We start from the raw sequence: 25391 nt of genomic DNA on the forward strand, positions 1-25391 counted from the left end.
TATCGTTTTTATTGATTTTTTCTATTTATATCAATTTAGCTATTATGGCTACCTGATATAAAAACAAAAAGAATCCCACCACTGCGGAACTCTTTCAGGTGCAAAGATATACATTTAAACTAAATGCACCTATAATATAATGAATTGGCACTGATATAAAAGTACTAAAAATCTTTATTAGATATACTTCCTATCCAAAATTTCCTTGTAAATAATGGCTTGTTTCCAATCGAACTCCTCTCTTTCTTCAGCAACCTCATCTTCCTGATTCAACTCCTCCACCACAACTTTCTTAGGTATACCATACTCTATCGGTTCGATAGGAGCTTTATAAGTTGGTGCTTTTTCTTCTTTCTCAACAATTTCTTCCTGAATTTCCTGATAAGGATGTTCCTGTTGTGGAGCAAAAGCTTCTCCTCCGAGCAGGCTCTCAAAAATACTATCTATACCCGTAGGAATATCGTCTTCAGCTTTTCCTGGAGTCGTACCATCCGAATGAACAATAGGCTTGTTCTTCTTTTTAAGCGCACCCACTATCACAAACAAGGCCATCAAAATAAGATAGAGTATATTTCCCCAATTATCGTCCATACTTGAATTATTAATTCTTAAATTTAAGCCCATTCAAAAAGATCAACATCCATGAAGTCAAGGCAATCAAATTTACATTATTTTTTTCTATTCCTACTGATATTAATCGGTTTTTCTTCATGCAGCAAGGGCACGGACGTAAACGAAATTGTACCTTATACCCGAATTAGTTTTAGTACATTTAGGATCTATCATCAAGAACTAGAAGATATTGGTGCCGGCGTATATTTTGGTCCTGACCAAGCCTTTAGTTCCTCAGCTGGATATCGGAATCATGGTATTTATATTGTCAATACAGGTGACGGTTTCATAGCCATGGATGCAACCTGCACTCACGATGTAGAAATTGACGATCACATTAATCTAAAAGAAGATAACAAACTCATTGGGGTATGTCCCGAATGTGGCAGTGAATTTATTTTCTTAAGTGGAGGCTCTGTTCACAAGGGTCCTGCAAACTATGATTTAATAAAATACAACGTGACCTACAATCCGGGAACCAAGGAAATCCGGGTTTCAAATTAGACTTTTAACCAGTCGGAAATTAAATTTACTTACCCTGCATCTCTTAACCTGAAAATCCAAACATCAAAACTTGATTATAAATTCAAATAAGTTCTTTAGACAAAGCTAAACTGAAAAATAAATCCCTTCGCTAAAAAACTAATCTTCACATACTAAAGATATAAAAATCAAGATACAATGCAAATCATCAAAATTTTCTAATTGGCATAATTTTTATAAAAACATCTTGTAGGCTATAGTAATATTGCATATTTTCAGTCGCTACTCAAAAAAAAATCTAACTGAAAAACCTATGAAAAAAGCATTTTTACTACCTGTATTGGGCCTACTTTTGGCTCCAATCAACAGCTTTGCCAGCGAGGCCGATCTGGTCGTTCCCAGTTTAAAGCAATCTGTCTTTAACGGACTTGGAGGAATTAATGGATGGGATTTACTTCTTTACGGTATTGTCGTTATCGTCTTGGGTCTTTTATTTGGAATGGTTCAATTCAATAAAATCAAGAAATTACCTGTTCACCACTCCATGGCAAAGGTTTCAAACATTATCTACGAAACCTGTAAAACGTATTTATTACAACAAGGTAAGTTTCTGATTATCCTATTTGCCATTATTGGCGTTGCCATTAGCTACTATTTTATTGCATTGGCACACATGTCTATTCCCAAAACCCTACTCATCCTACTTTGGACGGTACTCGGTATTTTAGGTTCGTATGGGGTAGCCTGGTTTGGTATTCGCATTAATACATACGCAAATAGTAGAACTTCATTTGCGGCACTTAAGAAACTTCCTTTCAACGTTATGTCTATTCCCTTACAAGCAGGAATGAGTGTTGGTTTACTTCTGATTTGTGTGGAACTAATCATGATGATTGCTATTCTTCTTTTTATCCCTGGAGAAAGTGCAGGGGCTTGTTTTATTGGTTTTGCAATTGGTGAGTCCTTAGGGGCATCGGCTTTGAGAATTGCAGGGGGTATTTTTACCAAAATTGCCGATATCGGGGCTGACTTAATGAAAATTGTTTTCAAAATCGATGAAGATGATCCACGTAATCCGGGTGTGATTGCTGACTGTACCGGTGATAATGCCGGGGATAGTGTTGGTCCTACAGCTGATGGCTTTGAAACTTACGGTGTAACCGGTGTTGCTCTAATCACATTCATCATCCTTATGTTTGGCGAAACGGGTATCCTACCTAATGTCGAATTTGCATCCACCCTAATTGTTTGGATTTTTGCCATGCGTGTCTTGATGATTTTTACGTCGGTATTTTCATACCTGATCAATCAAGCCATTGCAAAAGTACGATATGCAAAAGAAGAGCATTTTGATTTTGAAGCACCATTAACTTCATTGGTATGGATTACTTCTATCATTTCGATCATCGTAACTTATGCTTTAAGCTATGTTTTAATCCAGGATTTACCAGAAGGCTTATGGTGGAAACTTTCAAGTATCATTTCGTGTGGTACACTAGCAGCTGCAGTTATTCCTGAATTCACTAAGGCTTTTACAAGCTCCAAATCTCGACACGTGCAAGAAGTGGTGACTGCTTCTCGTGAAGGAGGGGCCTCCTTAACTATTCTATCAGGTATGGTCGCTGGTAACTTCAGTGCATTTTGGAAAGGAATGGTTATGATGGCTCTGATGGCAATGGCATTTTACATCGTTCAGGATTTAAGCCTGTTTGGTGAATATCCTGGTATTTTTGCCTTCGGTCTCGTGGCTTTTGGATTCCTTGGAATGGGACCTGTTACCATTGCTGTTGACAGTTACGGTCCTGTTACAGATAATGCACAATCTGTTTTCGAATTGTCTCAAATCGAGAAAATTCCTAATATCAAAAATGAAATCAATCAAGAATTTGGTTTTGAACCCAACTTTGAAACAGGGAAACACAATCTTGAAGAAAACGACTCAGCAGGGAATACATTTAAAGCAACCGCTAAGCCTGTACTAATCGGAACTGCAGTGATCGGTGCAACCACCATGATTTTTGCAATCATCCTTTTACTTAAAAAGACCATCCTCACCAATGGAGAATCTTTATTACAGATTGAACTCACGGATCCTGCTGTTATTCTAGGTTTGATAACCGGTGGTGCCGTTATTTACTGGTTCTCGGGTGCATCTATTCAGGCTGTTACAACGGGTGCTTACCGCGCGGTAGAATATATTAAAAAGAATATCGATCTGGATAAGACTGAAGCCGATATTGAAGATTCCAAGAATGTTGTGAAAATTTGTACGCAATATGCCCAAACCGGGATGTGGAATATTTTCGCTGTCATCTTGAGTTTGACTTTGGCATTTGCATTCTTTAGTCCGAATTTCTTTGTTTCATATCTGATTTCGATTGCAATTTTCGGTTTATTCCAAGCCATGTATATGGCCAATGCCGGCGGTGCCTGGGACAATGCGAAAAAAGTTGTTGAAGTTGATTTAAAAGAAAAAAACACACCGCTTCACGATGCAACTATCATCGGTGATACTGTTGGTGATCCTTATAAAGACACCTCTTCGGTAGCCTTAAATCCAGTCATTAAGTTCTCAACCCTATTTGGTTTATTGGCTGCTGAAATTGCAATTGAGCTCATTGTGAATGCCGACAAAACCGGAGGCACAAACTTTGCACCCTATATTGGTGTTGTTTTCTTGGCCATCGGTTTGTTCTTCGTTTACCGTTCGTTCTATGGCATGAGAATTAAAACTGAATCAAAAACAGTAATTAATAAAAAAAAACCTGAAGCTAAAAAACTCGAAACAAGTGATGTCATGTAATCAATGAATCATTCTAAGAGTTAAATATTTAAAACGAAAGCCGCTGGATTAAATCATCCAGCGGCTTTTATATTATTAACTTGAAACCATTTCTATTTAAATAATTCCAAAACTGTTTCTTTATCTTTTATAAGCTGTTCTTTCAGGGCATCGATTCCTTTAAACATTTGCTCGTTTCGAATCCGCTTATAAAAATAGATGCTGATATTCTTGTAATAGATGTTCTCATCAAAATCAAAAATATTCACTTCAATTGATCGGTTATCCATTTGATGATTGACAGTAGGACGAAAACCAATATTCAACATTCCGGTATACATCACTTCATCAATCTCAACTTTCACAGCATAAACACCATCTTTGGGAACCAACTTATAACTCTCTTGCGGATCGATATTAGCGGTAGGAAAACCAATTTCATGGCCAATTTTTTTCCCATCAACAACAATTCCTTTTATGAAATAACGATGCCCTAAATATTTGTTGGTTGTTTCAATATCCCCCTGGCTTAAAGCCTGTCTGATCTTAGTAGAACTAATATCTATAGCATCTACATTCAGAACTTCCAGTTGCTCAATATTAAAATTCAGCTTGTCAGCGTATACCTTAAGATCTTCGTATGTGCCTTTTCGTTTATGTCCAAATTTGTGATCGTACCCAACAACCAGTGACTTCATTCCAATTTTGCCGACTAAAATTTTCTCTACAAAATCGGTATAGGAAAGCTTAGAGAATTCTTTGGTAAATGGATAAATAACCAGATGATCAATTCCTGTAGCCTCTAATAAAATCTTTTTCTCCTCAAGGGTATTTATCAAACGCAACTCGGCTTGATTCGTATCCAAAACCAAACGAGGATGTGGATAAAAGGTAAAAATAACCGTTTCGCCATTTACAGCTTTGGCTAATTCCTGAATACGTTTAATCACCTTTTTATGACCAAGATGAACCCCATCGAAAGTCCCAATGGTGACAACCGGATTTTTGGCTGAGAAATTATTTAAGTCAGTATGAACCTTCATCAGTTAATTACAAATTTATGCCCAGTATAATATTGGGAACTATTTTAGACTTTAGCAGTCAAGGAATTTTGAATAACAAAAGTAGAAAAATTTATAGAAGTTAAGGTATTCTATCGTAAATAGAGGAGACTGTCGAAACCATATAATGAATCGAAACAAGTCTCAATCTAAGAAATAGAATTATACCTGTCCTTATAATTCCATAATCTATATTGCAAACCATTGCACAATAAAACTTTAGTCAGGATGCCAATTAATATTTGGGATTCCTTCCTTACTTATTATCTTTGCCCAGTTTTTATTACAATCAAAACCATTTTATGATCTCATCAGGAAATTCAGATGTGGACTATCATAGTCCCACCAAGAAAATTGTATTAGGGGTACAATTCTTATTTGTTGCTTTTGGCGCAACAGTTCTCGTTCCCCTACTTGTCGGTATTGACCCGGCAGTCGCACTATTCACAGCAGGAGTCGGCACCCTTATCTTTCATTTGATAACAAAGGGTATGGTTCCTGTTTTTTTAGGCAGTAGTTTTGCCTTTATTGCTCCTATTGTTGCTGCAACCGAACTATACGGCTTACCGGGAACACTCTCAGGACTTATCGCTGTAGGTGTTGTTTATGGTATTGTTTCAGGAATTATCAAAGTTTGGGGACTTCGTGTTATCGAAAAAATATTCCCTGCTGTTGTTGTTGGACCCGTTATCATGATTATTGGTTTATCGCTTGCTCCCGTAGCTGTTAATATGGCTAAAACCAATTGGACTATAGCATCTGTTGTGCTTCTGACTGCGGTTTTGATTGTCGTATATGCAAAGGGAATAATAAAACTGATTCCTATTTTCTGTGGAATTATTGTGGGTTACCTCCTTTCAATCGCCTTGGGCGCTATTGATTTCACCCCGATTAAAGAGGCAGACTGGATTGCTCTACCTCAATTCGTAAGACCTGAATTTAGCTGGGGAGCCATTCTATATATGTTACCTGTAGCCGTTGCTCCGGTTATTGAACACGTTGGCGATATGTATGCAATTGGTGGTGTTGCCAATAAAGAATTTGTAAAGAAACCCGGTTTACATCGCACTATTTTAGGTGATGGTATTGCAACTGCTTTTGCAGGTTTCTTCGGAGGACCACCAAATACAACCTATTCAGAAGTCACAGGTGCAATTGCCTTAACAAAAATTACAAACCCCGTTATTTTGAGAATATCTGCGATTACAGCTATTTGTTTCTCGGTGATTGGAAAAGTCAGTGCTATTCTAAAAACAATACCTCAAGCGGTATTGGGTGGCATCATGTTACTCCTTTTTGGTATGATTGCCAGTATTGGTATCAAAACGCTTATTGAGTCAAGGGCTGACTTTAGTAAAACCAGAAACCAGGTTATTATATCAATTGTACTGACAGTAGGTATTGGAGGTGCTCAAATTTCATACGGTACTTTTTCATTGGCAGGAATTGGATTAGCCTCGGTTGTAGGTGTTATTCTAAATTTAATCTTACCTGATAAATCAAAAGCGATTAAAGGAAGTCATGTCGAGTAATTTTAGACAAGACGAACCGAATCATATAAAGAAAGGGAGTGCACAAAGCACTCCCTTTTCAATTATATCGACATATCAACTTAATTAACAGTTTCGCCGCTAAGTTCATGTTGTTTTACAAACTTTTTGATAATGTGCGAAAGTTTTGGGTAACCGATTTCTTCTAAATCGTAGTAAACCCGGGTAGTTGGCTTATCAATCTTAATGATTCGATTCAAATCAATAGGCGTTCCGATAATAACTGAATCGCAATCGCAACTATTAATCGTAGCTTCCAAATCTTTAAGTTGCTGCTCAGAATACCCCATCGCAGGTAAAATATTTCCAATATTCGGATAGATCTCATAGGTCTCCTTAAGCTTCCCAACCAAATACGGACGAGCGTCAACTTCCTCGGATGCACCAAATTTTCGCGCTGCAACTGTTCCTGCACCAATTTTCATCTCACCATGAGTTAAAGTTGGACCATCCTCAACAATCAGAACACGTTTCCCTTTAATAATTTCAGGTTTGTCAACCAAAATTGGAGATGCGCCATCCACAACAACAGCCTCTGGATTAACCTTAGCGATACTCTCGCGTACAGTTTGAATACCCTCTGGCGATGCAGAATCCATCTTGTTGATAACAACAACATCAGCCAAGCGTAAATTCACCTCGCCCGGATAATAAGTTAATTCTGCCCCTGGGCGATGTGGATCAACAACCGTAATGGTTAAATCTGGTTTGTAGAAAGAAAAATCATTGTTTCCGCCATCCCAAAGAATCACATCACAACCTGAAGGATCATTTTCAGCTGCACGAACAATAGCTTCGTAATCGACACCTGCATAAATGATATTTCCTCGGCTTACGTGAGGTTCATACTCTTCCATTTCTTCAATGGTACAGTTGTGTAATTTTAAATCTTCTACGCTTGCAAAACGCTGCACTTTCTGTGCAACTAAATTTCCATATGGCATAGGATGTCGAATGGCAATCACTCTTAAACCTTTTGCCATTAACTCTTCGATTACTTTACGTGATGTTTGTGATTTTCCACAACCCGTTCGGGTCGCAACAACCGCGATAACGGGTTTACGACTTCTTATCATGGTATCTGATGGACCTAAAAGCTTAAAATTAGCCCCGGCAGCATTAACAATAGCACTCATATTCATCACTTTCTGATAGGATACATCAGAGTAAGAAAACACACAATCATCGATATCGTGTTCTTTTATCAGGCGCGTCAATTCTTCTTCAGCGTAAATAGGGATGCCCTCAGGATAAAGTCCCCCAGCTAATTCAGCAGGGTATTTTCGTCCATCAATATCGGGAATCTGAGCCGCTGTAAAAGCGATTACTTTATAATCCTGATTGTTTCTGAAATAGGTGTTAAAGTTGTGAAAATCACGACCAGCAGCACCAATGATGATTACCTTTTTAATTGCCATGTTAAACCTCCATGTTTTAAAAGTTAATATTCATTTATCTAACAATGATCAGAACAATATGTTCCAATCCCTATAAATTTATACTTTAAAATGAAATTAACGAAATTTAAAATCCTAACTACGAGAGTGTTGCTTAACAGTATCAGAAAACTTGACATTCTCATTTAAATTCAATATTTTATATCTCCGTATTTTTTTTGATAATTAAAATTGAAAGATAAGACCTTAGTTTAAGCGGAAAGTTTAACTTCACTAAAAAAACACTAGTATGAATTTTCTGGCACATCTCTATCTTTCCGGTGAATCCGAAAAAATAATGGTTGGTAATTTTATGGCCGATTATGTAAAAGGCAGAAAGTTTGAGAATTATAAAGATGAAATTCGGAAAGGCATTCTACTTCATCGTTCAATTGATTCATATACAGACAGCCACCCTTTGGTTAGCCAAAGTGGGCAATATTTCAGAGGGACTTACCGAAAATATTCAGCGGTCATTACAGATTTGATCTATGATCATTTTTTGGCAAAAAATTGGGAAATGTATCACAGACAGCCTTTACCCCATTTTGTTTCACGATCTCATGAAGTTTTAGTAAAAAACTACTTGGTGCTTCCCAAACAAGTGAAACTGTTTCTACCCTTTCTTATCAAAAGCAGAAGACTGGAGACCTACGCTGATATTGAAGGTCTGAGGACAGCCTTAAATATTATGGTTCGCTATACAAGCCTACCGGACAAAACTGATTTTGCCATCGATATCCTACTGGAAAACTACAGTGCGCTAGAAAACGAATTTCACTCTTTTATGAGAGAAATAATTGCTTATGTGGTAAATGAAAAAGGAATTGAATTGAAGCAACTTGTCGAATAGAAACTTAAGATATTTTCAAATCACGAATCATGATCTGAGTCTCCACCTTCCCCATATATTCATTTTCCTGTAAGGAATAACAAATATTAAAAGGCGTACCTTTCGCAATTTTGGGATACATCTTTCCCATAGAAAAAGCAATCCCACTCATCACGTTCCCATCGCGAATATCATCGACAACAGAAAGTTTCAAATGTTCCTTATTTTTCCCAACCTGACGCGAATAACCATAGTCAACAACCTCTTCGCTGATAAAAATTGGAGTCATATTTTTAGGTCCGAAAGGTTCAAATTGTTTTAACAATCTAAAAAACTTAGGCGTAATATCAGATAATTTGATCTTAGCATCAATTTTAATCTGAGGAATCAACATATCATCAGAAATATTGTTCTGCACATACTCTTCAAATCGTTCTTTAAAAGCTGGTACATTTGCCAATTTCATTGTTAAACCGGCTGCGTACTTATGGCCTCCAAAGTTCTCTAAAAGGTCGCTGCAAGCCGATATAGCCTGATACAAATCGAAACCATCAACCGAACGGGCAGATCCTGTTGCCATCCCATTCGATTCGGTAAGAATAACAGTAGGACGATAATAGGTTTCAATCATTCGGGAAGCCACAATACCAATCACTCCTTTATGCCAATTTCTATCGAAAAGCACGGTGCTTTTTTTCGATCCTGTTTTCTCAGCTTTATTCAATCGTTCGAGTGCCTCATCGGTTATATTGTGATCAAGCTCTTTACGATCCTCATTCATGGTATTTATGGTATCGCCAATTAAAACAGCCGCATCTTTTTCTTCAACTATTAAAAGCTGAACAGCGTGTCGTCCGGATTGAATACGACCTGCAGCATTAATTCTGGGCCCCACTTTAAAGACAATATCATTTACCGATAAATCTTTATCAACACCTGCTAAATCCATGATGGTCTTAAGTCCCAAACGAGGATGATTGTTCAACTGAATTAAACCGTAGTGCGCTAACACTCGATTCTCGCCAACAATAGGCACAATATCAGAAGCAACACTCACTGCAACAAGATCCAATAATGGGATTAAATTCTCAAAAGGCCAGCCAAGCTTTTGACTTATTCCTTGCATTAACTTGAAACCAACACCACATCCTGATAAGCAATCACAGGGGTATTCGCAGTCCTCACGCTTAGGATCGAGGACAGCAACTGCCGCTGGTAAAACTTCATCCGGGGTATGGTGATCACAGATAATAAAATCAACGCCTTTTTCTTTGGCATATGCAATCTTCTCCATGGCTTTGATACCACAATCAAGAGCGATAACCAAACTCACTTTACTCTCAGCAGCGAAATCAATCCCTTTTAAAGAAATACCATAACCTTCAGAATAGCGATCGGGAATATAATAATCGATATAATCGAAATGTTTCTTGAGGAAAGTATAAACTAAGGCCACCGAAGTGGTGCCATCCACATCATAATCACCGTAGATTAGGATGCGTTCCTGATTGTTTAAGGCTGTGACCAATCTGCTCACAGCCTTATCCATATCTTTCATTAAAAATGGATCATGCAAATCGTCGAGACTGGGGCGAAAAAATGCCTTCGCTTGATCAAAAGTTTTAATACCTCGCTGCACAAGCAGGTTAGCTACAACTTGATCGACCCCCAGTGCCAGAGAAAGCGACTCGATCGTTTCCTCATCTCCCGGCTCATTGATTACCCATCTTTTTTCCATAATTTGATCTTTAGATCGGGAAATTAGTCATTTTTAAACGTCATATCAAACAAGATAGCGATATGATTTTTCAAATTATGTTTTACTTCCTCGATATCAAGCTCTTTACCCAATTCTTTTTTTAGAGAGGTTACGCCCTTATCCTGAAAACCACATGGATTGATATACCCAAAATAGTCCAAATTCGTATTGACATTAAAAGCAAATCCATGCATACTCACCCATCGACTAACCCGGACGCCTATGGCACAGATCTTTCTGACGGTGGGTTTATCAATATCCAGCCAAACTCCGGTGGCACCTTCAAGTCTGTGTCCCTGCAGACCATAATCAGCAATACAATTGATGATGGCCTGTTCAAGATTATAGATATAACTCTTGATACCCATGTCGTATGTTTCCAAATTCAAAATTGGGTAACCCACAATCTGACCCGGTCCGTGATAGGTAATATCACCACCTCGGTTAATTTTATGAAAAGTAGCATCCTTTGCTTGTAACTGAATCATATTCAATAGCATATTCTGCTCATTCCCACTCTTTCCCAAAGTATAAACATGCGGATGCTCACAGAACAACAAGTAATTGTCAGACAATTTTTTTTCTTCAGCTGGCAAATCAGCATTGGCTTGTTTCGATTTTAAAACCTCATCAAACAGTGCCTCCTGATAATCCCAGGCTTCTTTGTAATCTATAGAAGACAGATCGCGAAATACGGTTGCTTTACTCATCTGTAAAATTGTGTTTATCGTTTAAATCAATCGATTCTGAAAATTTTATTTTTTTGCCAGATCCTTAAGATCAAGAGCCTTAACATGGCGCTCTGCATGATAAGAAGAACGAACCAAAGGTGTACTTTCACAGAAAGTAAAACCTTTTTCCAAACCTACTGTTTCATACTTTTTGAAGGTCTCTGGAGTTACATATTCCTCAACGGTTAAATGCTGACGCGAAGGCTGTAAGTATTGCCCTATGGTCATCACCTTAACGCCTACTGCCAACAAATCATCCATTACCTGATAAATCTCCTCTTCGGTTTCTCCCAAACCAAGCATAATACCCGATTTAGCCACAATTCCTGCATCCGCAATCTGCTTCAGAACTTGCAAACTCAAATCGTATTTAGCTCGACTACGTACCTCAGGTGTCAGTCGGCGAACCGTTTCCAGGTTGTGAGAAATCACTTCCGGCTTTTCGTCAATAACGCGTTGAATATCTTCCTTCTTACCATTAAAATCAGGAATCAAAACTTCAAGAGTTGTAGTGGGGTTATCTTTTCTGATCTCTTTAATTGTTTCAGCCCAAATACCTGATCCACCATCTTCAAGATCGTCACGATCAACCGAAGTAATTACAGCATGCTTAAGCTTCATCAGCTTAATCGACTTAGCTAAACGTCGTGGTTCTTTCCAGTCCGCCTCAAGTGGCTTACCTGTTTTAACATTACAAAACTTACAAGCTCGGGTACAAATGTTTCCCAAAATCATAAAAGTTGCCGTACCATTACCCCAACATTCTCCAACATTAGGACATTTTCCGCTTGAACAGATCGTATGCAAACCATGATCACGAACAATTCCATTCACATATGAGTAGTCATCACCCTTTGGCAATTGTATTTTTAACCAATCCGGTTTTCTCTTCATCATCATTTTTTCAATATTTTTTTCATTTCCTTTCGGGACGAACGATTGATCAGCTAGAAACAATTTCTTTTTCATTCCTCCCCAAGGATCTTTTTTATAACACCAATCATCTACAGTTTCAAAACTCAATTCCAACAACTTAGTCCGAAATACAGATTGTCTGCAAATTTATATTTTTGATGCTAAAGAATGGTTCATATTCAGAAAAATAATTAACTATCCACTAATAGATTGAAATCTTATTTTTAAAGATTCTAAATACCGTGTAATTTTCGGCAATTATAAGAAATAAATCGCTGATTTCCTCTTAACTAAAGCAGTTCCTTTTAATAGTTTGCACATATTATTATATCTTTGCATCCAAATTAATATTATTAGATTAGAGATGAATACGTTAGAACTTAGTGAGCAAGAAGTCATTAGAAGAAATTCCTTAAAAGAACTTCAAGCTTTAGGAATTGATCCATTCCCTGCTGCCGAGTACAAGGTAAACGTGTATAGCGACGAAATTCTTGCGAATTTCGATCCTGAAAAGAATAATTATCAGGAAGTAGTCCTTGCAGGTAGAATCATGAGCCGCCGAATTATGGGTAAGGCTTCTTTTATTGAACTTCAAGATGCAAATGGCCGAATTCAGGTTTATATCAGCCGCGATGACATTTGTCCGGATGAAGATAAAACTCTTTACAACACGGTATTCAAAAAACTTTTGGATATTGGTGACTTTGTAGGAATTAAGGGATACGTATTTAAAACTAAGGTGGGCGAAACTTCGGTTCACACATCTGAATTAACTGTTCTTTCAAAATCAATACGTCCGCTTCCTATTGTGAAGGAAAAGGATGGAAAAGTATACGATGCTTTTACTGATCCTGAGTTGCGTTACCGTCAGCGTTACGTTGATTTGGTTGTGAATCCTAAGGTAAAAGACACATTCATCAAACGTACAAAAATTATCAACTCAATGCGTGAGCTATTCAATAGCAAAGGCTATCTTGAAGTTGAAACGCCAATTCTACAAGCAATTCCAGGTGGAGCTTCTGCCCGTCCGTTTGAAACTCATCACAACGCATTGGATATTCCATTGTATATGCGTATTGCCAACGAACTTTACCTAAAACGTCTAATTGTAGGTGGTTTCGATGGTGTTTATGAGTTTGCTAAAGACTTCCGTAACGAAGGAATGGACCGTACGCATAATCCTGAATTTACAGTCATGGAAATCTATGTAGCCTACAAAGACTACAACTGGATGATGGACTTTACCGAAGAGATGATTGAGAAAGTTGCTCTTGATCTTCATGGAAAAACAAAAGTTACCCTTGGAGATAAAGAAATCGACTTCAAACGTCCTTTCAAACGCATTTCGATGACCGACTCGATCAAGGAGTTTACTGGTTTCGATATTACAGGAAAAACTGAAGAAGAACTTCGTGCTTTCTGTACTGAAATTGGTATTGAGGTAGATGAAACTTTCGGTAAAGGAAAATTAATCGATGAGATTTTCGGTGAAAAATGTGAAGGCAACTATATTCAACCAACATTCATTACTGACTATCCGGTTGAAATGTCGCCATTGTGTAAAAAACACCGTGAGAATCCTGAACTGACTGAACGTTTTGAACTGATGGTAAACGGTAAGGAAGTTTGTAATGCTTATTCTGAGCTGAATGATCCGATTGATCAATTGGAGCGTTTCCAGGAACAATTACAACTTGGAGCTAAAGGTGATGACGAAGCCATGTTTATCGATATGGACTTTGTGCGTGCACTTGAGTATGGTATGCCACCTACATCAGGTATGGGAATTGGTATCGACCGTTTAACCATGTTGATGACCAATTCACAATCGATTCAGGATGTCTTATTCTTCCCACAGATGCGCCCTGAAAAGAAAGCTGCTGTTGATAGCGATGAAAAGTTCATTGACTTAGGAATTTCCAGGGAATGGGTTGAAATTATTCGTAAAGCGGGTTACCAAACTGTCGCTGCCATAAAAGATATAAAACCTACAAAGTTCCATCAGGAGATTTGTGGTATCAACAAGAAAAACAAGATTGGATTAACGAATCCTAGTCAGGAAGAAGTTGCTTCTTGGTTAGCCTAATTAACCTTTCACATATGGTAAAAATCAGGGAGCTTGAATTCATTTCAGGCTCTACTGCTTTTATCAAGTCTAAAAAACAATCGTTCATTATTTTCAAGAACGATTACTCATTTTCAAGCTTTTCAATTTTAAATTGAATATCATCTGTAACCAGGATCTTGAAAATAAATTTAACGATGAATATTAATCATCAGGAAGTTACTATTGAGAACCAAAACCTATCAAATGAACGAATCTTCTAAAATAGCCATTATTGGTGGAGGAAGTTGGGCTACAGCCATTGCAAAAATCCTTCGGGAAAATGATGTAGAACTCAATTGGTATATGAGAAATGTAGATACAAGTTCTCAATTCAAAAAAATTGGACACAACCCACGCTATCTGACCGATGTTGATTTTGATATCGATAAAATTCGCTTTTATAACGACATCAATCACATTATTGAAGATTCTGATCTTATTATATTTGCCATTCCATCTGCCTTTTTAAAAAATGCCTTATCTAAATTAACGGTTAAACTTAATGATAAATTTATCGTTTCGGCCATTAAAGGAATTGTGCCTGATGAGAATATGATTATTGGAGATTTCTTCCATAATATTTACCAGGTTCCTACTGATAGCATTGGGGTTATCTCAGGACCATGTCATGCTGAGGAAGTTGCAATGGAACGCTTATCATACTTGACTATTTCTTGCCAAGATGCTGAAAAAGCCAATTTCTTAGCTGAAAAACTGGAGTGTCCTTATATCATGACGACAACTTCGGATGATATTTATGGTACAGAATACGCCGCCGTTCTTAAAAACGTTTTTGCAATTGCTGCAGGTATCTGTCATGGTTTACGCTATGGTGACAATTTCCAGTCCGTTTTAATTTCGAATGCCATTCAGGAAATCAAGCGTTTTGTTGATACCGTTCATCCTATTGACCGGGATATTAAAAGTTCTGCTTATTTAGGCGATCTTTTAGTAACTTGTTATTCCCAATTTAGTCGTAACAGAACTTTTGGAACCATGATTGGGAAGGGCTATTCAGTAAAAACAGCCCAACTTGAAATGCATATGATTGCTGAAGGTTATTATGCTGTAAAATGTATTAAAGAGATTAATGAAAAGTATAAGGTTCACATGCCTATAACAACGGCAGTTTACAACATTCTTTACGATCGTATATCTCCAGCTATAGAAATTACGCTTTTAACTGAAGAACTCAGATAAACATCAAATCAATTATTATAAATCTACTCGACCTTGTGGAATTTTGAGGGGGATGAAGCAAGTCCGAGTGAAACTTAATTTCAAGAATATGGAACACATTAAATTAAGTGTCGACAAAACCTTGAGCTTCGTAAGCAGAGAGGAAATCTTCAAATTTAAAGAAGAAAGTAAAAAGCATTTAACTGCCCTTCACGAGGGAACAGGTAAAGGCAATGATTATACAGGATGGGTAGAGCTTCCATCACAAATTACAGCAGCTGAATTAAAAGATATTCAGGAAACTGCGAACAATTTAAAAGAACGTGTTGAAGTACTTGTTGTTATTGGTATTGGCGGTTCATATTTGGGAGCAAAAGCCGTTAACGATGCTTTGGCAAACAATTTCGATATGCTTCAGGCTGATAACGAAAATCCGTTGGTATTATACGCCGGACAAAACATCAGTGAGGATTACCTATATGAGCTGATGGAGATTCTTGAGAATATCGAATTCGGAATCTGTGTCATCTCTAAATCGGGAACCACTACAGAACCTGCTCTAGCATTCCGTTTATTAAAAGAATTACTTGAAGAAGGCGTTGGCAAAGAAGAAGCCAAAGAAAGAATCGTAGCTATCACCGATGAATCTAAGGGTGCTTTACGTACTTTGGCTGATCAGGAGGGTTACAAAACCTTTATCATTCCAGACAATGTAGGTGGACGTTATTCAGTTTTAACTCCTGTTGGATTACTTCCAATTGCAGTCGCTGGTCACGATATCACAAAATTGGTTGAAGGTGCAAAATCGATGCAGGAATACACTTTTGCAACGAATTTCGAAGAAAATCCTGCCCTGTTGTACGCTGCCACTCGTAATGCGCTTTACGCAAAAGGTAAAGGGATTGAAATTCTAGCCAATTACAATCCAAAACTTCACAATATAGCCGAGTGGTGGAAACAACTATATGGCGAGAGTGAAGGTAAAGAACTCAAGGGAATTTTTCCAGCTTCAGTAGACTTAACCAGTGACTTACACTCAATGGGACAGTATATTCAAGAAGGCCAGCGAAATATTTTTGAGACTGTAATCTCCATTGCTAAAACAAAGCATAAAGTCGTTATTCCTGAAGATAAGGATAATCTTGACAAGCTTAATTTCCTAGCGGGAAAGAGAGTGGACGAAGTCAATAAAATGGCAGAGTTGGGCACTCAATTGGCACATGTTGATGGTGGGGTTCCAAATTTAAAAATTGAGCTTCCTGAGCTGAATGAATTCTATATTGGTGAATTGCTTTACTTCTTCGAGATAGCTTGTGGGGTTAGTGGTTACATTCTAAATGTAAATCCATTCGACCAACCTGGTGTTGAAGCATACAAAAGCAATATGTTTGCCTTATTGGAGAAACCCGGTTTCGAAGAGGAAACAAAGAAGATTAAAGAAAGACTTTAGGTCTCAATTTGCATAAAATGAAGAATGGCTATCTCAAAAGGATAGCCATTTTTTTTATTTTATTGAATTTTTATATCGTCCTTTTTCAGTTTATAAATACGAATTTTCTTTCCTGAAAATTGTCCCATAAAAAAAGCAAACAGCATAAATGGATAGGTGTAAATTTCATATCCCAATCCAAAAAAATGCCGAAAAAGGATAACAAAAGGGATTGGTAAATGAATGGCAACAAACCATTTAACTGAATATTTCTTAAATCCCTGACGAACGTAGCCAAAAGGTACATTTACCAGATATGTCGCAATCATTGCAAGTAATAAATTCATCTCCATAGGCTTGCAAGTTAGCAATAGATATTAAAAATGAAAATTGTCAGTTGTCAAATTGACGAAAAAACCGGATCTCAATTTTAAATAAGGGAACATATACTGCAGACTATAATTAAGACATATTTTTCATTTTACTTTCAAAAACTTAAATACATTTGTTGAAAATATGCCCCAACAATTATGACTCTATCAAAACCGGTAAAAGGCACCTTTATAGCGCTCTTGGCAACACTAACATTTTCGAATGTGTATGTTTTCAGCAAAATGGCTATGCAGGATATTAGCCTGGCAAGTTTTGGTGTTTTATGGTTTGGTCTTGCCCTACTTTGGAATACCTTATATCATTTTTACAAAAAAAAGACCGATTCCTTTAAAAAGCTGCCTAAATCATCAAAACGGACTTTAATCCTCATTTCTTGCTCAGAACTAATAGCCACATCCGCGTTTTTTGTTGCCATTCAATTGACCCCCAACCCCACAATTGTATCTTTCTTAGCTAATACAAGTCCAATTTTCGTCATTATTCTAGGCTTCTTCTTCCTGAAGGAGAGATTTTCATATCTTGATATATTGGGTATCTGTCTGAGTATTGTAGGAGTCGGGTTAATTAATTATGGCGAGTCGGGATTGCAACTTAAGGAACTTAATAGTCCTGCGAGTCTTGCGACTTTCACATTTGCTTTTTTCTACGGAATTAGCCTTATCCTTGCCAAATCAAAAGTTGGAAGTTTACCTTCATCCATGATTACCTTGTCGCGAAATATTGCTTTATTCCTGGGTTTTCTTATCTACAACCTATCTGTATTAAAATTCCCGGAATATAGTCAGAGTTCAATTATTTATATTGCCCTTGGTTCCTTATTCGGACCATTTTTAGGAACGATCCTAACCTTTTCGGCTCTCAAATATCTTCAGGCATCCAAGGTCACCATTATAATTACAAGCAGAAGTTTTTTTATAATATTAGGAACATTTATATTCTTAGGAATTCTCCCCAATCAAAATCAGTTTGTTGGCGGTTTGTTTACAATTATTGGAATTTTAGTGATTTCAATTTCCGGAATAAAAAAAGAAGAAAATTAACCATTAGCCGAAATAAGTTTCAGCTTTTCTTTATCCTTAATTGTAATTGTGGAACCATTGGTACTGATGATACCTTCGTTACAAAATTCTTTCATTATCCGAACGACATTCTCCTTTGCCATCCCCGTTAATTCACCCAATTCCTGTCTCGAAAGAATCGGATTAAATTCATCTGCACCATACACTTCATCAGCAAGCGACAAAATGCCTTCAGCCATTCGCCCAGGCATTTTTTTCTGAACAAGGCTCATCATTTTATAAAAAATTCGTAACGATTTACTACTGATATCTTTCAAATAGCCTTCAGCAAACATAGGATTTTTCCTAACATAAGACTTAATCAAATTCATATCGATAAAACAAGCCGTAACATCCGTTAGTGCTACAACGCTGTAATGATGTGTCGAATCAACATAATTGCCCGGACCAGCTAACAAATATCCGGGTTTTGCCAAGTTGAGAATAATTTTCTTCCCATCGAAACCTTCCAAATAAACTTTTGCAATACCACTGGAAAGAAATACAGCACTAGCTGTAGGAGAACCTGCTTTGAAAATTGTTTCACCAGCAGAAAAATTAGATTGAAACCTATGTTTACTCAATTCCTTTATTTCATCAGAAGACAAATTCTTAAAATTGGGCCAAGCATGAGGGCAAGAACCACAACAAACATCTAATCCTTTTCCAAACATATTTAAGTTATATTATAAGATTCAGTTTCTAATATAGTGATAAATATCAATGCAAACTACAATCAATATCGTATATTTTAAAATTAAGTATCAATATTATAGTAGATTACTGTCATAAGCCAAAATGGGATTATATTTTTTACAATCAGTAGTTTTATGGAATAAATTCTTTAATCCCCTAATCTTATGAAACGAAAACAATTTAAAATTTGGCTTCTTCTCCTATCGGTAGGAGCTATATTTGCGGCTTGTGAAGGGCCTCAAGGTCCTGCAGGGTTAAACGGTGCGGATGGTACCAATGGTATTGATGGTGTTGATGGCGCCGATGGTAATGCCACATGTATGTCATGTCATGCTGGTGATACCAGAGAAAATATTCAGGCACAATTTTCAATGTCTGTACACAGCAGTGGTATAAACGCTGTTGACTACGCTGGAGGACGAGCTTCATGTGCTAAATGTCACTCACATCAGGGCTTTGTGCAATATGCAAATAATGGTGAAGTTTATGGCGATATCACAAACCCAACTGCATGGGAATGTGCAACCTGTCATGGCTTACACAAAACAATGGAAGCAACTGATTATGCTCTAAGACTTAGCGATCCGGTTAAGCCAATTTTCAATCCTGAGATCACTATGGATTTAAAAGGCAATTCTAACTTATGTGCAAACTGCCACCAGTCAAGAAGAGCTGAACCAAATATTGACAAACCTGGTGACACTTATGAAATTACCAGTTCACATTACGGACCTCACCACGGTGCTCAGGCAAATGTGGTTGCAGGTATGGGATTTGCTGAAATTGCAGGTTCTGTTGAATATCCGGAAGCGGGTTCTGCAAAACACTTAAATCAAGCGTCATGTACAGGTTGCCATATGGCACCATTTGACACTGAAGAAGGTGAAGGTGGACACTCATGGAAACCTTCTTTATTAGCTTGTAACACTTGCCACGAGGCAAATCTTGAGGACTTCAATTATGGTGGTGTAAGAACCGATGTTATGGCAAAACTTGAAGAACTAAGAGATCAGTTAATCACTCTTGGTGTTGTTGGTGGTAATGAAGATGATGGTTATCATCCAAATGTTGGAACATATCCAATGAAACAAGCTCAGGCATTCTTTAACTGGGTTGGTTTAGAGGAAGATCGTAGTTTTGGTGCTCACAATCCAAAATATGTGAAAGCTTTATTGCAGAACACAATTGAAGCCATGGAAGCTGAAATTGCTGCATTGCCATAATTCACAACTAAGCTAAATCAAAAATAAGAGAGGAGTTGTTTGATTTTAATATTAAACAACTCCTTTACCCATAAACTTAGATGTCTTAATAATAAATAGAACATCTTTTTATTCAAGTAGAGATGGCAAGCTTATTGCTATATCTATTGTAAAAGATAGGATATACACATTAAGCAATCATCCCATTTTTCTATTAAAATCATAATCTTATGAAAAGATATATCAAAGTACTAGCTTTCCTTTTCATGATTGGATTAGTTGCCTGTGAATACGATTACATCGTTGAAAAAACACCAACTCCAGAACCAGATCCTGATAATCCGATCAGTTTTGCAACACAGGTTGAACCTATCTTTCAAACAACATGTATTGGCTGTCACGATAGCAGAAATCCAATTCTGGTAACAGGAGCTGCATATGACAACCTGATAAACGGAAACTATATCAATACGGATAATCCGGCAGAAAGCAAAGTTTATAAGAAAGCGACAGACGGACATGGTAAAAACATGGGTTCAAAAGATCGTCTTACTTTATTAACTTGGATTACTGAAGGAGCTAAGGATAACTAATCAAACACATGCAATTATGAGAAAAAATATATTTACATTATCATTCCTGCTTGTTTTTGCTTTTGGAAGCGTTCTGGCTCAGGAGACTGAAACTGAAAAAGTTATAGACAAGCCGGTTAGATCACCCTTTGAAAGCGGTTTTTTAATCGACAATCAAACAACTGTTATTCAACCGGTAAACACATTGGAATTTGCAATCCAACACAAATTTGGGACAGTTGAAAATGGACATTCTGATCTTTGGGGATTATATGCCTCAGGTGCAAACATACGTCTTGGATTAAGCTATGTGGTTGCAAATAATGTTCAGGTAGGTATCGGCGTGACAAAAAGAAATATGACAACCGATTTTAATGCCAAATGGACAATTCTTGAGCAAACCAGAAACAATACTGTTCCTCTTGCTCTTGCTCTTTATGGAAATATTGCCATTGATGGTCGGGATAAGGATCAATTTCACGAAGATTTTAAATCATCTAACCGATTGTCATCTTATGCACAGGTTATCGTTGGAAGAAAATTTTCAGATGCCATAAGTTTACAAACAGGAGTAAGCTTTTCACACTATAACTTAATTGAAATGGGTAACTATCATGATAAAGTTGCCTTACACTTCAATGGACGATTTAAAGTTTCACCACAAGGATCAATTATCTTCAATTTCGACGCTCCATTAGATCTTGATTATCTGGACTCTGCAGAAAACTATGACAACCCTAAACCAAACTTATCTTTTGGTTATGAGATTTCAACCAGTACTCACGCATTCCAAATTTATATGGGGAATTCAAGTGGTTTAATTCAACAGGATATAATAGTTAACAACCATAGCAAAATTGATATGGACAATTTTATGATTGGCTTTACAATTACAAGATTGTGGAATTTTTAATCTCTAAATTTTTAAAATTATGAAAAAATTCAAGAACATATTTTTAGGATTATCTTTAGTATTGGCTGGAGCTCTATTTATGGCTTTTGCTTTACCACAAGATAAAAAGATGGGAGGCCCCTGGGAAATCCCTGCTAAGTACAAAACAATGAAAAATACGTTTAAAGATGATGCGTCATTATTAAAAGTTGGCAAAATGCTTTATACGAAACATTGTAAATCTTGTCATGGTAGTAAAGGTGAAGGTGATGGACCTAAAGCAAGAAGTATGAAAACTGCTATCCCACCATTTAACAGTGATAAGTTTCAAGCTCAATCTGATGGAGTCATATATTACCAATCAATTATTGGGCGGGATGAAATGCCAAACTATGAAAAGAAGATAGCTGATGATGAGGACAGATGGGCACTAATCAACTATCTGAGAACTTTGAAATAAATTATCAAACCAAACAAATTCCTGAAGTCACCGCATTTCAGGAATTTTAATTTACATCTAAACTATGCGTTTTTCACAACAAAGGATCTCTTTACTGGTTTTCTTTTTAGTTTCATTTACTCTGAATCTAAAAGCTGACAATGATTGCTTGCGTTGTCATGCAAATCAAACACATACGATATATAATGATTGGACTGAGCGTAACGAAAAACGCTTAATGAATCCTTATTTCATCTTAGATTCTTTAAGAATGAAAGCAGGTGTTCACCGTTCTTTTGTATGCACAGATTGTCACTCCTCAGATTATGAAACCTACCCACATAACGGAGAGTTAAAATTAGAACCACTTTCAACATGTATTGATTGCCATGGTGGTGATGAAAATTTTGCTGATTATAAATTTGAACTCATTGAAGAAGAATTTCAAAAAAGCACACATGCAAGAGCATTAGGAGAACAATTCACATGTTCAAAATGTCACAGCCAGCATTACTATCAAGCTAAGGCTCGAACAAGTGAGAATGTTAGGGATATCGTTAAGTTTAGCAACGAAATGTGCATGTCCTGCCACGATAACACCCCGAGATATCAGTTGATGTCGGATAGTGTTAACCCAAAACTGGTTGAAACACACAATTGGCTGCCAAATCAGAAACTCCATTTCGAAAGTGTCCGTTGTATTGAGTGTCATACTCAAGTGAAAGACTCACTCATGATCTCACACAACATTTTACCCAAAGAGAAAGCGCTTAAGTTATGTGTTGAATGCCATACCGCAAATTCTCATTTAAATGCGTCTTTATACAAGTATAAAAACATACAAGCAAGAACAAAAAAGGGTAAACTCGGCATCATACTTTCAAACAAATCATATGTCATTGGTGCCTACCAAAATGATATTTTGAACCTTTTGAGCATTCTTATTTTTATGGCAATCATTGCCGGAGTTATCGTTCATAGTTTTTTCAGGATCATTAAAAAATAGATTTTATGAGTACGGAAGGAAAAATATACTTATACCCTGTTTGGTTGCGCATTTGGCATGCTTTTAATGCATTGGGAATTCTTGTTTTAATTTATACCGGCTTAAATATGCAATTTGCTAAACCTGGATTTGAATTGATTCGGTTCGATTTAGCTGTGACTCTCCACAATTATGCTGGAATAATTGTATCAATCAGTTACCTGGTCTTTTTTATTGGTAACCTTATCACAACAAACCGAAAATATTACAAAATTAAGCCAAAGGGCTTGCGAAAGCGTTTATTTAAACAAATCCGATATTATACATACGGCATGTTTAAAAATGAAGATGCACCCTATCCTATTTCAGAAAAAAGGAAATTTAATCCAATTCAAAAATACACCTACGTTGCAGTAATGTACCTATTGGTTCCGATTATTATTATTACGGGTATCGCCCTTTTATTTCCTGAGTTAATAATTGAAGAGGTCTATCAGGTTAGCGGTATTTTTCTTACCGCATTGCTTCACGCTGTTATTGGTTTCCTAATTTCAATATTTCTTATTATCCATTTATATTTTTCTACAATTGGAAAAAATCCATTAAGTAATTTTAAGAGTATTATAACAGGTTGGCATTAACGAAATACAAGTCAGTTTAATTGTTTCGGTATCATCACAACATACCGAAACAATTTAACTGCAAAAGACGATTATAGGGCGATTACCTCCCAATGAAAATCGGGAGTTTAACTTAAATCTTTATCCTATGAAACTCCCCAATTCAGCCAGAAACTGGCTATCACTTCTTGGAGCTGGAATTGCAGCAATGAATCTATTCATTATCGGATTTCTACTGGCTCTCTCCTTTTTTTATAATTTAGGTAGTTCCTACCTGGGACTATTTATCTACATTATTCTCCCCATGTTTTTTGTGGGCGGATTGATTCTGATCCCTATAGGGATGATCAGAACAAACCGAAAACTAAAAAAACACCTACTCCCCGAAGATCAGTTAAAATGGCCTAAAGTCGATTTTAACGAACAAAAAACCCGTAATGCAAGTATGGTTTTTATCTTTGGGACTATTTTTATAATGATTATATCCTCAGTAGGGAGTTATCATGCCTTCCATTATACCGAATCGGTTGAATTCTGTGGAAAACTTTGCCACAAGGTCATGGCCCCTGAATTCACAGCCTATCACCAGTCCTCACACGAACGTGTGAAATGTGTGGAATGCCATGTGGGAGAAGGTACCAGTTGGTATGTCAGAAGTAAACTATCCGGTTTATACCAGGTTTATTCTGTCATTGCAAAAAAATACCCTAAACCAATTCCTACGCCAATTGAGAATTTACGTCCAGCTCGTGAAACCTGTGAACAATGCCATTGGCCACAAAAGTTTTATGACAGTAAGTTGAAGAATAAAAAATCATACCTGGCTGACGAAACAACTACAGAGCACAACATTTCCATGAAGATGAAAACGAGTGCAAGTATTAGTGCCAAAGGGATTTCTGAAGGGATTCACTGGCATATTAATCCTAATGTGAAGATAGAATACATTGCGTCATCCAAGAACAGAGAAACATTACCATGGGTTAAATATACCAATCTTACAACAGGCCAGGTTAAACTGTATCTTGAACCCGAAAATCAACTTAGTCAAATGGAAATTGATAGCCTTGAAACCCGTACAATGGATTGCTTGGATTGTCACAACAGACCTTCACATGACTACCACAACCCACAGAACTTTATCGACGAATTAATCTCTTCGGATAAAATTTCAAAAGAACTACCTGATGTAAAAGTCGTGGCAATGGATATTCTAAATCAAGATTATCCAAGCACTGATAGTGCCATGATAGCGATTAAAGCTCAGGCTATGGAGTATTATGAATTGATGTATCCTGAGATACTAGATTCCAATAAAGCCAAAATTACAAAAGCAATTACAGCCATCCAAAACGGATATAAATCCAATATATTCCCTGAAATGGGAGTTAGTTGGAAGGCCTACCCTAACCACCTGGGCCATTTGGAAACCAATGGCTGTTTCCGTTGCCATAACGACAAACATGTAACGGCAGAAGGTGAAAAAATATCAAGAGATTGTAATCTTTGCCATGATATTATCTCGCAGGGCAAAACTGGTGAAATGGAGATATCAACACTTCAATCACCATTGGAATTTAAGCACCCTATTGATATCGATAAACAGTGGAAAACACAACTCTGTTCTGAATGTCATGCACAGCTTTATTAAAAACTTA

Annotated in this window: 23 protein-coding genes; 15 read left to right on the forward strand and 8 right to left on the reverse strand. The window is 37.0% G+C overall.

The window, feature by feature from the left end; translation table 11 throughout:
* Positions 1–177: 177 nt before the first annotated feature.
* Entirely contained in the window at positions 178–591 is a 414-nt protein-coding gene (locus EV201_RS09030; RefSeq protein ID WP_130307255.1) for a hypothetical protein, read from the reverse strand.
* Between the two features lie 51 nt (positions 592–642).
* Here EV201_RS09030 and EV201_RS09035 point away from each other — a divergent pair, with 51 nt between their 5' ends.
* Together EV201_RS09035 and EV201_RS09040 are read left to right on the forward strand one after the other, a co-directional pair.
* Positions 643–1116, forward strand: coding sequence for a Rieske (2Fe-2S) protein (locus EV201_RS09035; RefSeq protein WP_130307256.1), 474 nt, complete (start codon positions 643–645; stop codon positions 1114–1116).
* A 292-nt stretch (positions 1117–1408) separates the two neighbouring features.
* Complete coding sequence (locus tag EV201_RS09040) at positions 1409–3898, forward strand: sodium-translocating pyrophosphatase (RefSeq protein WP_130307257.1); 2490 nt, start codon at positions 1409–1411, stop codon at positions 3896–3898.
* 92 nt (positions 3899–3990) lie between these two features.
* Here EV201_RS09040 and EV201_RS09045 read toward each other — a convergent pair whose 3' ends face one another.
* Positions 3991–4920, reverse strand: a complete 930-nt coding sequence (locus EV201_RS09045; RefSeq protein WP_130307258.1) for a bifunctional riboflavin kinase/FAD synthetase — start codon at positions 4918–4920, stop codon at positions 3991–3993.
* A gap of 320 nt (positions 4921–5240) precedes the next feature.
* On the opposite strand from EV201_RS09045, the gene EV201_RS09050 reads away from it, so the two are divergent.
* On the forward strand, positions 5241–6470 hold the full coding sequence (locus tag EV201_RS09050) for a uracil-xanthine permease family protein (protein ID WP_130307259.1): 1230 nt from the start codon (positions 5241–5243) through the stop codon (positions 6468–6470).
* Between the two features lie 80 nt (positions 6471–6550).
* Here the strand turns inward: EV201_RS09050 and EV201_RS09055 are convergent, their stop codons facing one another.
* Complete coding sequence (locus EV201_RS09055) at positions 6551–7906, reverse strand: cyclic 2,3-diphosphoglycerate synthase (protein ID WP_130307260.1); 1356 nt, start codon at positions 7904–7906, stop codon at positions 6551–6553.
* Between the two features lie 268 nt (positions 7907–8174).
* On the opposite strand from EV201_RS09055, the gene EV201_RS09060 reads away from it, so the two are divergent.
* Positions 8175–8777 carry an acyl carrier protein phosphodiesterase gene (locus tag EV201_RS09060; protein WP_130307261.1) on the forward strand — a complete coding sequence of 201 codons (603 nt, stop codon included), beginning with the start codon at positions 8175–8177 and terminating at the stop codon, positions 8775–8777.
* A gap of 4 nt (positions 8778–8781) precedes the next feature.
* Here the strand turns inward: EV201_RS09060 and recJ are convergent, their stop codons facing one another.
* The 3 genes from recJ to lipA are packed head-to-tail and all read right to left on the reverse strand — an operon-like array spanning position 8782 to position 12269.
* Entirely contained in the window at positions 8782–10494 is a 1713-nt protein-coding gene (gene recJ, locus EV201_RS09065; protein ID WP_130307262.1) for a single-stranded-DNA-specific exonuclease RecJ, read from the reverse strand.
* A 23-nt stretch (positions 10495–10517) separates the two neighbouring features.
* A complete protein-coding gene (gene lipB / locus EV201_RS09070) occupies positions 10518–11225 on the reverse strand; it encodes a lipoyl(octanoyl) transferase LipB (protein WP_130307263.1) in 708 nt (235 codons plus the stop codon).
* Positions 11226–11270: 45 nt separating this feature from the next.
* Positions 11271–12269, reverse strand: coding sequence for a lipoyl synthase (gene lipA, locus EV201_RS09075; RefSeq protein ID WP_242610469.1), 999 nt, complete (start codon positions 12267–12269; stop codon positions 11271–11273).
* Between the two features lie 256 nt (positions 12270–12525).
* On the opposite strand from lipA, the gene lysS reads away from it, so the two are divergent.
* The 3 genes from lysS (at position 12526) to EV201_RS09090 (ending at position 16897) form a co-directional block, all read left to right on the forward strand.
* A complete protein-coding gene (gene lysS / locus EV201_RS09080; protein ID WP_130307264.1) occupies positions 12526–14247 on the forward strand; it encodes a lysine--tRNA ligase in 1722 nt (573 codons plus the stop codon).
* Between the two features lie 225 nt (positions 14248–14472).
* Positions 14473–15468, forward strand: a complete 996-nt coding sequence (locus tag EV201_RS09085; protein WP_130307265.1) for an NAD(P)H-dependent glycerol-3-phosphate dehydrogenase — start codon at positions 14473–14475, stop codon at positions 15466–15468.
* 88 nt (positions 15469–15556) lie between these two features.
* Positions 15557–16897 (forward strand): glucose-6-phosphate isomerase, encoded by a 1341-nt coding sequence (locus EV201_RS09090; RefSeq protein ID WP_130307266.1) that lies wholly within the window; start codon positions 15557–15559, stop codon positions 16895–16897.
* Between the two features lie 59 nt (positions 16898–16956).
* On the opposite strand, the gene EV201_RS09095 is transcribed toward EV201_RS09090, so the two are convergent.
* A complete protein-coding gene (locus tag EV201_RS09095; RefSeq protein WP_207224424.1) occupies positions 16957–17229 on the reverse strand; it encodes a hypothetical protein in 273 nt (90 codons plus the stop codon).
* A gap of 177 nt (positions 17230–17406) precedes the next feature.
* On the opposite strand from EV201_RS09095, the gene EV201_RS09100 reads away from it, so the two are divergent.
* A complete protein-coding gene (locus EV201_RS09100) occupies positions 17407–18309 on the forward strand; it encodes a DMT family transporter (protein WP_130307267.1) in 903 nt (300 codons plus the stop codon).
* Here EV201_RS09100 and EV201_RS09105 read toward each other — a convergent pair.
* Complete coding sequence (locus EV201_RS09105) at positions 18306–19001, reverse strand: Crp/Fnr family transcriptional regulator (protein ID WP_130307268.1); 696 nt, start codon at positions 18999–19001, stop codon at positions 18306–18308. The two genes, EV201_RS09100 and EV201_RS09105, sit on opposite strands and share 4 nt — an antisense overlap.
* 186 nt (positions 19002–19187) lie before the next feature.
* Here EV201_RS09105 and EV201_RS09110 point away from each other — a divergent pair, with 186 nt between their 5' ends.
* The 7 genes from EV201_RS09110 (at position 19188) to EV201_RS09140 (ending at position 25384) form a co-directional block, all read left to right on the forward strand.
* Complete coding sequence (locus EV201_RS09110) at positions 19188–20246, forward strand: hypothetical protein (RefSeq protein ID WP_130307269.1); 1059 nt, start codon at positions 19188–19190, stop codon at positions 20244–20246.
* 209 nt (positions 20247–20455) lie between these two features.
* A complete protein-coding gene (locus tag EV201_RS09115) occupies positions 20456–20818 on the forward strand; it encodes a hypothetical protein (RefSeq protein WP_130307270.1) in 363 nt (120 codons plus the stop codon).
* Positions 20819–20834: 16 nt separating this feature from the next.
* Positions 20835–21710, forward strand: coding sequence for a DUF5777 family beta-barrel protein (locus EV201_RS09120; protein WP_130307271.1), 876 nt, complete (start codon positions 20835–20837; stop codon positions 21708–21710).
* A gap of 19 nt (positions 21711–21729) precedes the next feature.
* Positions 21730–22149, forward strand: a complete 420-nt coding sequence (locus EV201_RS09125; protein WP_207224425.1) for a c-type cytochrome — start codon at positions 21730–21732, stop codon at positions 22147–22149.
* A 64-nt stretch (positions 22150–22213) separates the two neighbouring features.
* Positions 22214–23134: a cytochrome c3 family protein gene (locus EV201_RS09130; RefSeq protein ID WP_130307272.1), complete on the forward strand. Its 921-nt coding sequence runs from the start codon at positions 22214–22216 to the stop codon at positions 23132–23134.
* 5 nt (positions 23135–23139) lie between these two features.
* A complete protein-coding gene (locus EV201_RS09135) occupies positions 23140–23754 on the forward strand; it encodes a cytochrome b/b6 domain-containing protein (protein ID WP_130307273.1) in 615 nt (204 codons plus the stop codon).
* A 127-nt stretch (positions 23755–23881) separates the two neighbouring features.
* Entirely contained in the window at positions 23882–25384 is a 1503-nt protein-coding gene (locus tag EV201_RS09140) for a cytochrome c3 family protein (RefSeq protein WP_130307274.1), read from the forward strand.
* The last annotated feature ends 7 nt before the right edge of the window (positions 25385–25391 follow it).

It is taken from the genome of Ancylomarina subtilis, assembly GCF_004217115.1.
GTDB classification, from domain to species: Bacteria; Bacteroidota; Bacteroidia; order Bacteroidales; family Marinifilaceae; genus Ancylomarina; species Ancylomarina subtilis.

Coding starts and splice junctions, on each gene's coding strand:
- EV201_RS09030 (WP_130307255.1), bottom strand. CDS start 591: ATGGACGATAATTGGGGAAATATACTCTATCTTATTTTGATGGCCTTG.
- EV201_RS09035 (WP_130307256.1), top strand. CDS start 643: ATGAAGTCAAGGCAATCAAATTTACATTATTTTTTTCTATTCCTACTG.
- EV201_RS09040 (WP_130307257.1), top strand. CDS start 1,409: ATGAAAAAAGCATTTTTACTACCTGTATTGGGCCTACTTTTGGCTCCA.
- EV201_RS09045 (WP_130307258.1), bottom strand. CDS start 4,920: ATGAAGGTTCATACTGACTTAAATAATTTCTCAGCCAAAAATCCGGTT.
- EV201_RS09050 (WP_130307259.1), top strand. CDS start 5,241: ATGATCTCATCAGGAAATTCAGATGTGGACTATCATAGTCCCACCAAG.
- EV201_RS09055 (WP_130307260.1), bottom strand. CDS start 7,906: ATGGCAATTAAAAAGGTAATCATCATTGGTGCTGCTGGTCGTGATTTT.
- EV201_RS09060 (WP_130307261.1), top strand. CDS start 8,175: ATGAATTTTCTGGCACATCTCTATCTTTCCGGTGAATCCGAAAAAATA.
- recJ (WP_130307262.1), bottom strand. CDS start 10,494: ATGGAAAAAAGATGGGTAATCAATGAGCCGGGAGATGAGGAAACGATC.
- lipB (WP_130307263.1), bottom strand. CDS start 11,225: ATGAGTAAAGCAACCGTATTTCGCGATCTGTCTTCTATAGATTACAAA.
- lysS (WP_130307264.1), top strand. CDS start 12,526: ATGAATACGTTAGAACTTAGTGAGCAAGAAGTCATTAGAAGAAATTCC.
- EV201_RS09085 (WP_130307265.1), top strand. CDS start 14,473: ATGAACGAATCTTCTAAAATAGCCATTATTGGTGGAGGAAGTTGGGCT.
- EV201_RS09090 (WP_130307266.1), top strand. CDS start 15,557: ATGGAACACATTAAATTAAGTGTCGACAAAACCTTGAGCTTCGTAAGC.
- EV201_RS09095 (WP_207224424.1), bottom strand. CDS start 17,229: ATGGAGATGAATTTATTACTTGCAATGATTGCGACATATCTGGTAAAT.
- EV201_RS09100 (WP_130307267.1), top strand. CDS start 17,407: ATGACTCTATCAAAACCGGTAAAAGGCACCTTTATAGCGCTCTTGGCA.
- EV201_RS09105 (WP_130307268.1), bottom strand. CDS start 19,001: ATGTTTGGAAAAGGATTAGATGTTTGTTGTGGTTCTTGCCCTCATGCT.
- EV201_RS09110 (WP_130307269.1), top strand. CDS start 19,188: ATGAAACGAAAACAATTTAAAATTTGGCTTCTTCTCCTATCGGTAGGA.
- EV201_RS09115 (WP_130307270.1), top strand. CDS start 20,456: ATGAAAAGATATATCAAAGTACTAGCTTTCCTTTTCATGATTGGATTA.
- EV201_RS09120 (WP_130307271.1), top strand. CDS start 20,835: ATGAGAAAAAATATATTTACATTATCATTCCTGCTTGTTTTTGCTTTT.
- EV201_RS09125 (WP_207224425.1), top strand. CDS start 21,730: ATGAAAAAATTCAAGAACATATTTTTAGGATTATCTTTAGTATTGGCT.
- EV201_RS09130 (WP_130307272.1), top strand. CDS start 22,214: ATGCGTTTTTCACAACAAAGGATCTCTTTACTGGTTTTCTTTTTAGTT.
- EV201_RS09135 (WP_130307273.1), top strand. CDS start 23,140: ATGAGTACGGAAGGAAAAATATACTTATACCCTGTTTGGTTGCGCATT.
- EV201_RS09140 (WP_130307274.1), top strand. CDS start 23,882: ATGAAACTCCCCAATTCAGCCAGAAACTGGCTATCACTTCTTGGAGCT.